Below are 9,276 nucleotides of genomic sequence, written 5' to 3' on the forward strand. Positions count from 1 at the left end.
GGGAGCGGGGGCGGGGGGGCGGGGGGAGGCCCCCCGGGAGCGTAGGGCTCAGGCGCGGGACGTCGGCTGGCTCTCGCCCGCGCCCGCGTCCACATCCCCCGCCCCGCCCCCGGCCCCCGCGCCCTCCACCGTGATCCCCAGCGCAGCGTCCTTCGCCGCCTCGGACTCGCGGCGGAAGAGGCGGAACCACATGAAGACGACGAAGCCCGCGAAGACGAACCACTCGCCGGTGTAGCCGAGGTTCTGGAACGCCTTCAGGTCGAGCCCGCTGCCCTCCGCGGCGGCCGGCGGGACGGGGCGCAGCGGGGACTGGGTGTCGGCGAGCGTGATCCACGCGTCGTAGACCTCGTACGGCACGATGTTGACCAGCGAGGCCGCACTGATCATGCCGAGCTGCCCCTTCGGCAGCCCACCGGCGGCCTGCACGCCGTCGGTGCCCTGGTTCTCGGACGCCTGCAGCGCCCCGCTGACGGCGACCTCGCCCTTCGGCGGCGCGGGCACCTTCGCCGTATCGGCCTTCGCGTTGGCGTCGCCGGGCAGCCAGCCCCGTACGACCGGGAGGGCCTTGCCGCTTTCCGTACGCAGCAGGGTCAGGACGTAGAAGCCCTGCTTCCGGCCCTGCTTGTCGTCCAGGCCGCGGCCCGGTACGAGGAGCTGGTGGCCGGTGTCGTAGTGCCCGCGGGCGCTGGCCTGGCGGCCGGAGGTGACCTTGTCGACCGGCAGCAGGCTGTCGAGCGGGCGGGCGGCCGCGGCCTTGGCCCGGGCGGAACGGTCCTCCTGCTGGGCGTGCGTGTCGACGCGCTCCTCGAAGCGGCCCAGCTGCCAGCTGCCCATGAAGATGCAGAAGGGGATCGCCAGCACGGCGAAGACGTTGATCCCCCACCACCGCGGGGTCAGCAGGAACCGGTACACCCCGTCAACGGTACGGGGCGGGTACGGCGGGGCGGCACCGGCCCCTACCCGGCCCGTCACCAAAACCCACCATCACGGCCCACCATCAAGGCCCTCGGTCGCTGAACCCATCATCACGGCCCGCAACCACGGCCCGCGGTCGCCGCCCACCATCACAGCCCACACCACGACCACAGCCCACACCACGACCCATGATCAGCGCCCACCACCAAGGCCGGCCATCACGGCCCGCCGTCAACCGGTCGCCAGGGCTTCCGTGCGGTACACCGTGCCCGCGCAGGCGTCCGCGATCTTGGTGTCGGCCGCCGTGGGCTCACCGGCCTCCGGCGTATGGGTCAGAACTACGCCGCTGGACGTCGACCCGCCGTCGCCGGCGCCGTCGTCGCCGCCCGCCTGGCCGCCGTCGCCCGTCGTCGACCCGCTGTCCGGGGAATCCGCCGGCGTCTGCGAGGGGGCGGGGGTCGGCGTGGTCCCCGGGTTGGCGCATCCGGTGGTGCCGCCGCCGGATTCCGGGATCCAGGCGAACTTGACCTCATACGCCTCGCCCGGCTGGAGAACCAGCTGGTCAGGGACGCCGGCCGGGTCGGGCAGACCGGTGGCGGCATCGCCCGACGTGTGGTCGACGACATGAATGCGGTCGGGGCTGGTGGTGCCCTGCGCGACCAGCCCGACGGTGCCGCCGCCCTGGACCGAGCAGGCCGTGGTGGAGGTGTTGACCACCCGGAAGGCGCCGTAGACGCGTCCCTCGGAGTCCGCCGGACGTACCGAGCCGGAGCCCTGGCCGAGCTGTTCGCGTCCGCAGACCGGCGAGGTGACCTCCATCGTCTCGTCCGGGGCCGGGGTGCCGACGCCCGCGCCCCGGCTGGCGCCGTCCTTCGACGTCGCCTGGCCGTTGCCCGCGGGCAGGCCCGAGCCCGGCTTGTGGCCGCCCTCGCCGGTCGGCTCCGGGCGGGCATGCTCCGTGCCCTCGCCGTGCTGGCCCCCGGCGCCGCCCTCGGCGCGCTGGCTGCTGGCGGCGTTGGCGGGCCGGTCCTCGGACCCTTCGCCGAGACTGACCACGTGGACCATGGCGGGGATCGACGTGCCGCCGAGCAGCAGCGCGGCGGCCGCGCCCACGACGACATGCCGACGGCGCTGACGCCGGGCGGGCACCGCGCGGCGCAGCTGCTCCAGGGCGTCCGGCGCGGGTTCGAGGTCGCCGACGCGGGAGTGCAGCAGCCGCCGCAGCTCGTCCTCGCCGCCGAGGCCGCCTCCGAGACCGCCGCCCAGGCCGAAGCCGTCGCCCGAGCGACCGCCGAAGCCGGAACCTCCGCCGTCGGCGCCGCGACCGTCCCCGGACCCGCCGGCACCCTGGACCGCGCCCTCAGCGCCCTCGTCGATGCCTTCGACGGAGTCGATGTCTTCAAGGGCGGCGATGTCTTCCACGGCGGCGCCGGCGTCGACACCGCCGTCGGCCTCAGTGCCCAGCACGGAAAGCCGCCGACGGCTCTCGGGTTCATCGCCTCCCTGGCCCGACCCCAAGTCCGGCCCCGAGCCCGCCCCTACGCCCGCTCCAGCGCCAGCTCCCGGCTCCTGCGCCTCACGGACCAGATACAACCCACGCGCATCCCCAGGGCCCCCGAGGGCCCCACGGGAACCACCGGCCCCCGCAGCCCTCCGACCACCCCGTGGCGCGAACGAATCGCTCCGCCGGAACGGATCACGCGGGTCGTAGACGCCGAATGAGCCGGACGAGCCAGACGAGCCGGATGAGCCGGATGAGCCGGATGAACCACACGAACCGCCAGATCCCCCCGCCCCGTGAGACCCGAACGACCCGAACGACCCGAACGTCCCGAAAGACCCCGACCTCTTGCCACTCATGCCGGAGCCTCCATCGCGACGCGGAGCGCCGCTATGCCCCGTGAGCCGTACGCCTTGACCGACCCGAGCGATATCCCCAGCGTCTCGGCGACCTGCGCCTCCGTCATGTCGGCGAAGTAGCGCAGCACCAGCACCTCGCGCTGGCGCCGCTGCAGTCCGCGCATCGCCTGGATCAACTGGTCCCGCTCCAGCAGGTCGTACGCGCCTTCCTCGGCGCTCGCCATGTCGGGCATCGGCTTGGAGAGCAGCTTCAGCCCGAGGATGCGGCGGCGCAGCGCGGAGCGCGAGAGGTTGACCACGGTCTGCCGCAGGTAGGCGAGGGTCTTCTCGGGGTCGCGGACCCGCCCGCGCGCGGAGTGCACCCGGATGAAGGCCTCCTGGACGACGTCCTCGCAGGAGGCGGTGTCGTCGAGGAGGAGCGCGGCGAGGCCGAGCAGGGAGCGGTAGTGCGCGCGGTAGGTCTCGGTGAGGTGGTCGACTGTGGTGCCCGCTGCCATCGCGTCGTCAGTGTCCCCGCGCTGAGAAGGAATCTGCGAGGGGTGCGTGGTGGTCCAGGGGGCGATCACTGGCATGCCCCCGGACGCACGGGGGCGTGGCGGGCGCACTGCCGCGCCTGCTGTCCCCCCTGGGGCGAGGGTGAAACCGAGTACGTCTGCCACGCTTGTTGGACACGCTTCCCCCTGTAAGGGTTGTACGCGCAAGGCACCGCTTTTGACGGCGCGTCAAATGCCCTCATGCGTACCAGCTCTTCCCCAATGCACCATTTACCCCGACGCATTCGCCCCGCCCTCCGAGGATCCCCGGGTGAACGGCGCACGCCTCCGGGTCGCCCACGAGGGGCGGCCACAAAGACGCTCCCCGCCCAACTGCCGGTTGCGGTGTGGCGGGGAGCGAATGGTCGAACAGACCGTCAGCCCAGATCAAGTGTTCCGAGCCGGTAATTCACTCACAGGATCTTCACACGACCCACAAAGTATCCCCCAGGCGGCCCACCCCGCGACGGCCAATCCCGCCAACCCGCGACTCACGATCCGGTCCCCGACCCGCCGTTCAGTCCCCAACTCGCGGACGCCCGGCCCCTCCCCCGGGGCCCGCCGCTATCGGACCGATTCCGCCGCGACCAACTCCCCGATCTGCGCCGTGTTCAGAGCCGCCCCCTTGCGCAGATTGTCCCCGCACACGAACAGCTCCAGCGCCCGCGGATCGTCCAGCGACCGCCGGACCCGCCCGACCCAGGTCGGATCCGTCCCGGCCACATCGGACGGCGTGGGGAATTCGCCCTCGGCCGGATCGTCGCTGACGACGACGCCCGGGGCGGAGGCCAGGATCTCGTGCGCGCCGGCGACCGTGACCTCGTTCTCGAACCGCGCGTGCACGGCGAGGGAGTGGGTGGTGATCACCGGCACTCGGACGCAGGTCGCGGTGACCCGCAGGTCCGGCAGCCCGAGGATCTTGCGGGACTCGTTACGGATCTTGAGCTCTTCGGAGGACCAGCCGTCCTCCCGGAGTGAGCCGGCCCACGGCACGACATTGAGCGCGATCGGCGCCGGGAACGGCCCGAGCGTGTCGCCGACCGCCCGCCGCACATCGCCGGGCGTGGTGCCCAGCTCCGTGCCGGATATCGCCGAGAGCTGCTCCCGCAGGGTGTCGACGCCGGCCTGCCCCGCGCCCGAGACGGCCTGGTACGAGGAGACGATCAGCTCGCTCAGCCCGTACTCGGCATGCAGCGCGCCCAGCGCGACGATCATGGAGAGGGTGGTGCAGTTCGGGTTGGCGATGATCCCGCGGGGGCGCACCCGTGCCGCGTGCGCATTGACCTCGGGAACGACGAGGGGCACGTCCGGGTCCATCCGGAACGCGCCGGAGTTGTCCACGACCACCGCGCCCTTGGACACGGCGACCGGCGCCCACTGCGCGGCGACCTCGTCCGGGACGTCGAACATCGCGACGTCGATGCCGTCGAAGGCGTCCTCGCTCAGCGCGACGACCTCGACCTCCTCGCCCCGTACGGTCAGCTTGCGGCCGGCCGAGCGGGGAGAGGCGATCAGCCGGATCTCGCCCCAGATGTCGGCCCGCGCGGACAGGATGCCGAGCAGGACCGTGCCGACGGCGCCGGTGGCGCCGACGACGGCGAGATGCGGCTTACGGGCCGTACGGGCGTCCGCCGCCACGGTCACACCGTGGGACGGACGGCCCGCCTCGGCCGGAATCATCGACCGGTGCCGCCATAGACCACGGCCTCGTCACTCTCGGTGTCGAGACCGAAGGCGCTGTGCACGGCCTGTACGGCTTCCTTGACGTCATCGGCGCGGGTGACGACCGAGATGCGGATCTCGGAGGTCGAGATGAGCTCGATGTTCACGCCGGCGTTCGACAGCGCCTCGAAGAACGTCGCGGTGACGCCCGGGTTGGTCTTCATCCCCGCGCCGACCAGCGAGATCTTGGCGATCTGGTCGTCGTAGCGGAGCGAGTCGAAGCCGACCGCCGCACGGGTCCGCTCCAGCGCCGCGACGGCCTTGCGGCCCTCGTCCTTCGGCAGCGTGAAGGAGATGTCGGTCAGGCCGGTCGAGGCGGCCGACACGTTCTGGACGACCATGTCGATGTTGACGTCGGAGTCCGCGATGGCACGGAAGATCCGCGCGGCCTCGCCCGGCTTGTCCGGAACTCCGACGACCGTGACCTTCGCCTCGGAGGTGTCGTGCGCGACGCCCGAGATGATTGCCTGCTCCATCGGCTGGTCCCCTTGCGGTTCGTTGCTGACCCACGTGCCCTTGAGCCCCGAGAACGAGGAGCGGACGTGGATCGGGATGTTGTAACGGCGTGCGTACTCGACGCAGCGGTGCAGCAGCACCTTGGAACCGGAGCTGGCCAGCTCCAGCATGTCCTCGAAGGAGATCCAGTCGATCTTCCGGGCCTTCTTCACGACCCGGGGGTCGGCGGTGAAGACACCGTCCACATCGGTGTAGATCTCACAGACCTCGGCGTCCAGCGCGGCCGCCAGCGCCACGGCGGTGGTGTCGGAACCACCCCGCCCCAGCGTGGTGATGTCCTTCTTGTCCTGGGACACACCCTGGAAGCCGGCGACGATGGCGATGTTGCCCTCGTCGACCGAACTCTTGATGCGGCCCGGCGTGACATCGATGATCCGTGCCTTGTTGTGCACGGAGTCGGTGATGACGCCGGCCTGGCTGCCGGTGAAGGACTGCGCCTCGTGGCCGAGGTTTTTGATCGCCATCGCCAGCAGGGCCATGGAGATCCGCTCTCCGGCGGTCAGCAGCATGTCGAACTCGCGCCCCGACGGAATCGGGGACACTTCCTGAGCGAGATCGATCAGCTCGTCCGTCGTGTCGCCCATCGCCGAAACCACCACGACAACCTGGTTGCCGTTCTTCTTGGCCTCGACGACTCGCTTGGCAACGCGCTTGATGCCCTCGGCATCCGCAACGGATGAGCCGCCGTACTTCTGCACGACAAGGCCCACGTGCGCTCCTCGCAACTGTCTCTTCGGGAGTTTCCTCCCGGACCCCCGGACATGGGGGTACTGCGGTCGGCTCAGTCTAACGAGCGAGCGGAATCCACCCCGTATATACCGCATCGTGAGACAGAAAACTCACTCTGTGATCACTTTCCGGGGGGAGGTGGCTCCGCGTGGCGCATCGTCGCGCCTGCTCGGCGAGGCACCTGCCCGCTCCCAGGCCGCGCACACGGGAAGGTAACCCAGGTCACATGTGCGGGAAACATTCCGGACCCGGCCCGGCAGGCGCCACGGCGCACGCCGGGCGCCCCTCGGACCCGCCGGTCACACCCCGCGCAGCCCCAGCGGCCCGGCGATCTCCGCCGCCATGACCTTGCCTGCCTCCTCGGCCAGCCGGTCCTCGTCGCCGCCGGCGTCGGAGTCCGTGTCCAGGCCGTCCAGCTCGTCCAGCGGCTGGTCTAGGCGTACGTGGGCGACCAGCGACTGCAGCGCGCGCAGGGCGGCCGAGGCGGTCGGTCCCCAGTTGGAGAGATACGAGAACTGCCACCACCACAGGGCCTCGCTGACCCGGCCCGCGCGGTAGTGCGCCAGCCCGTGCCGCAGGTCGGTGATGATGTCGGCGAGGTCGTCGGAGATCCGGCAGGGGACCGGCTCGCTGCGCGGCACATACGGGTCGAAGACCTCGGAGTACACGTCCACCGGGTCGAGCAGGACGGCGAAGCGCTCCCGCAGCTCGTCGACGTCCGGCTCCGGGCCGGTGTCCGGCTCGTAGCGCTCGTCGGGAACGATGTCCTCATGGGCGCCCAGGCGGCCGCCGGTGAGCAGCAGCTGGGAGATCTCCAGCAGCAGGAACGGCACCGCGCTGTCCGGCTCGTCGCCCTTGGCGACCTCCGTCACCGCGACGATGAAACTCTCGACCGAGTCGGAGATCGAAACGGCGAAGTCGTCCGGGTTCTGCGTCGCGTTGTGCAGCGTGGCATCAGACATCGAGAAGTCTCCTCCCTTCGAAGGCCCGCCCGAGCGTGACCTCGTCTGCGTACTCCAGATCGCCTCCGACCGGCAGTCCGCTGGCCAGTCGCGTCACTTTCAGCCCCATGGGTTTGATCATGCGGGCGAGGTACGTGGCCGTGGCCTCGCCCTCCAGATTCGGGTCGGTGGCCAGGATCAGCTCGGTGACGGTGCCGTCCGCGAGCCTGGCCAGCAGTTCCCGTATCCGCAGATCATCGGGGCCGACGCCCTCGATCGGGCTGATCGCCCCGCCGAGGACGTGGTAGCGGCCGCGGAACTCCCGCGTCCGCTCGATCGCCACGACGTCCTTGGGCTCCTCCACGACACAGATGACCGCCGGATCACGGCGCGGGTCCAGGCAGACCCGGCACTGCTCCTCCTGCGCGACATTGCCGCACACGGCGCAGAACCGGACCTTCGCCTTGACCTCCATCAGCGCGTTCGCGAGCCGGCGGACATCGGTCGGCTCGGCCTGAAGAATGTGGAAGGCGATCCGCTGCGCGCTCTTGGGACCGACGCCGGGCAGCCTGCCCAGCTCGTCGATCAGGTCCTGGACCACGCCTTCATACACGGAACGTCTTCTCTCTCTTCTGCCGTGATGCGTACGCTAGTTGGCTACTCCTGAGAAAGGGAGCCTTGGGAGGCGAGCCTCAGAAGGGGAGACCGGGGATTCCGCCGCCGCCCAGCCCCTGGGCGAGCGGACCGAGCTTCTGGTGCTGGAGCTTCTGGGCGCTGGCGTTCGCGTCGCGGACGGCCGCCAGGACGAGATCGGCGACGGTCTCGGCGATCTCCTCCGCGGAACCGGCCTCGGCGTCCACCGCCTTGGGGTCGATGACCAGGCCCTGAAGCTCACCGGAGCCGGTCACCGTCGCCTTGACCAGACCGCCGCCCGCGGAACCCTCGACGGGCGTCTCCGCAAGCTCCTGCTGGGCGGCCGCGAGGTCCTGCTGCATCTTCTGGGCCTGCTGAAGCAGCTGCTGCATATTGGGCTGACCACCGGGGATCACGACGTGACTCCTGCCATACGACAACGATTGGTGCGGTAGCCCGAGCCTACGTGCTTCCCGGGCGGCGCGCCCTACGCCGTAGGGAGGAGCACGGATGTACGCCGGAGACCGCGATACGGCCCGTCTCCCGGCCCGTCCGGTCCCGTCCGCATCCCGCGCATATGCCCCTCACGCGCCACTGCGTCCCCCCTGCTCCCGGGCTCCTCACCGCCCTGCCCCCTCACTCGTTGTTGTACTCCTCCACCACCGTCGCGCCGAGCTCGCGGACGATCAGGTCGTGGCCGCTGAGCGCGGAGTCGACGAGATCGGGGTCGTCCTCGGCCGGCATGTCGTACTCGATCGACATCGGCGGGGGCTCCGGGGTGTACGACGGCTCCGCGGCGGCAGCGCTTTGCCCACCCCCGGATGCCGACGGGGCGACGGCCTCCCGCGCCATCCGCGCGCCCTGGCTGCCGCCGGCGGCCCCTCCGCCGCTCTGCCCGCCGCCCTGGCCGTACTGGCCGCCGCTCTCGGGCGCCGGCGCGCTCTGCCGGGGCGGCTGCTGAGGCGCGGACTGCTGCGGCGCGGCGGGCGCCCCGCCGCCGAAGCCACCGCCCCCGCCGCCGAAGCCGCCACCGCCGCTGCGGGGAGCGCCGCCGGCCGGCGGATTGGCGCCGCCCGACGGGTCGACGATCGCCTCGACCCGCCACTGCAGCTGGAACTTCTCGGCCAGTACGTCCTTGAGGACGTCCTCGCTTCCTCCGTTGGCGAAGCTGTCGCGTGCGCCGGCGTTGGGGAAGCCGATCTGGAGGGTGGTGCCGTCGAATCCGGACACCTGCGCGTTCTGACTCAGCAGGATCCAGGTGAAACGCCGGCGGCCCTTCACCGCGTCCAGGATCTCCGGCCACAGCTGCCGCACCTGCGCGGCACCCTGCGCCATCCCGGGCGCTGCCCCGGCCGGCGGCTGCTGGGCGGCCGGGGGCTGCGGTGCGGGCGCGGGCGCGCCGGCGGGCGGCCCGGCGGCAGCGGCCG

General features: G+C 71.5%; 8 protein-coding genes and 1 pseudogene. All 9 read right to left on the reverse strand.

The window, feature by feature from the left end:
- Positions 1 to 48: 48 nt before the first annotated feature.
- A complete protein-coding gene (locus FCH28_RS34040; RefSeq protein WP_136744072.1) occupies positions 49 to 912 on the reverse strand; it encodes an SURF1 family protein in 864 nt (287 codons plus the stop codon).
- A gap of 234 nt (positions 913 to 1,146) precedes the next feature.
- A complete protein-coding gene (locus FCH28_RS34045; RefSeq protein WP_246103451.1) occupies positions 1,147 to 2,382 on the reverse strand; it encodes a hypothetical protein in 1,236 nt (411 codons plus the stop codon).
- Positions 2,383 to 2,771: 389 nt separating this feature from the next.
- Positions 2,772 to 3,434, reverse strand: a complete 663-nt coding sequence (locus tag FCH28_RS34050; RefSeq protein WP_136744073.1) for a SigE family RNA polymerase sigma factor — start codon at positions 3,432 to 3,434, stop codon at positions 2,772 to 2,774.
- Between the two features lie 438 nt (positions 3,435 to 3,872).
- Entirely contained in the window at positions 3,873 to 4,988 is a 1,116-nt protein-coding gene (locus FCH28_RS34055; RefSeq protein WP_246103453.1) for an aspartate-semialdehyde dehydrogenase, read from the reverse strand.
- On the reverse strand, positions 4,985 to 6,256 hold the full coding sequence (locus FCH28_RS34060) for an aspartate kinase (RefSeq protein ID WP_136744074.1): 1,272 nt from the start codon (positions 6,254 to 6,256) through the stop codon (positions 4,985 to 4,987). The genes FCH28_RS34055 and FCH28_RS34060 overlap by 4 nt, the downstream gene beginning before the upstream one ends.
- Before the next feature lie 318 nt (positions 6,257 to 6,574).
- Positions 6,575 to 7,237 carry a DUF5063 domain-containing protein gene (locus FCH28_RS34065; protein ID WP_136744075.1) on the reverse strand — a complete coding sequence of 221 codons (663 nt, stop codon included), beginning with the start codon at positions 7,235 to 7,237 and terminating at the stop codon, positions 6,575 to 6,577.
- The gene (gene recR, locus FCH28_RS34070) at positions 7,230 to 7,829 is read right to left on the reverse strand and encodes a recombination mediator RecR (RefSeq protein ID WP_136744076.1); all 600 of its coding nucleotides are present in this window, start codon (positions 7,827 to 7,829) and stop codon (positions 7,230 to 7,232) included. The genes FCH28_RS34065 and recR overlap by 8 nt, the downstream gene beginning before the upstream one ends.
- 79 nt (positions 7,830 to 7,908) lie before the next feature.
- Positions 7,909 to 8,265 (reverse strand): YbaB/EbfC family nucleoid-associated protein, encoded by a 357-nt coding sequence (locus FCH28_RS34075; protein ID WP_136744077.1) that lies wholly within the window; start codon positions 8,263 to 8,265, stop codon positions 7,909 to 7,911.
- A gap of 220 nt (positions 8,266 to 8,485) precedes the next feature.
- Positions 8,486 to 9,276 (reverse strand): annotated as a pseudogene (locus tag FCH28_RS34080) (DNA polymerase III subunit gamma and tau); the annotation flags it as partial.

It is taken from the genome of Streptomyces piniterrae (assembly GCF_005048155.1).
Taxonomy (GTDB): Bacteria; Actinomycetota; Actinomycetes; order Streptomycetales; family Streptomycetaceae; genus Streptomyces; species Streptomyces piniterrae.

Bases quoted from the DNA above. Each gene is read 5' to 3' on its own strand.
- FCH28_RS34055 (WP_246103453.1), bottom strand. From the start codon at position 4,988: ATGATTCCGGCCGAGGCGGGCCGTCCGTCCCACGGTGTGACCGTGGCG.
- FCH28_RS34065 (WP_136744075.1), bottom strand. From the start codon at position 7,237: ATGTCTGATGCCACGCTGCACAACGCGACGCAGAACCCGGACGACTTC.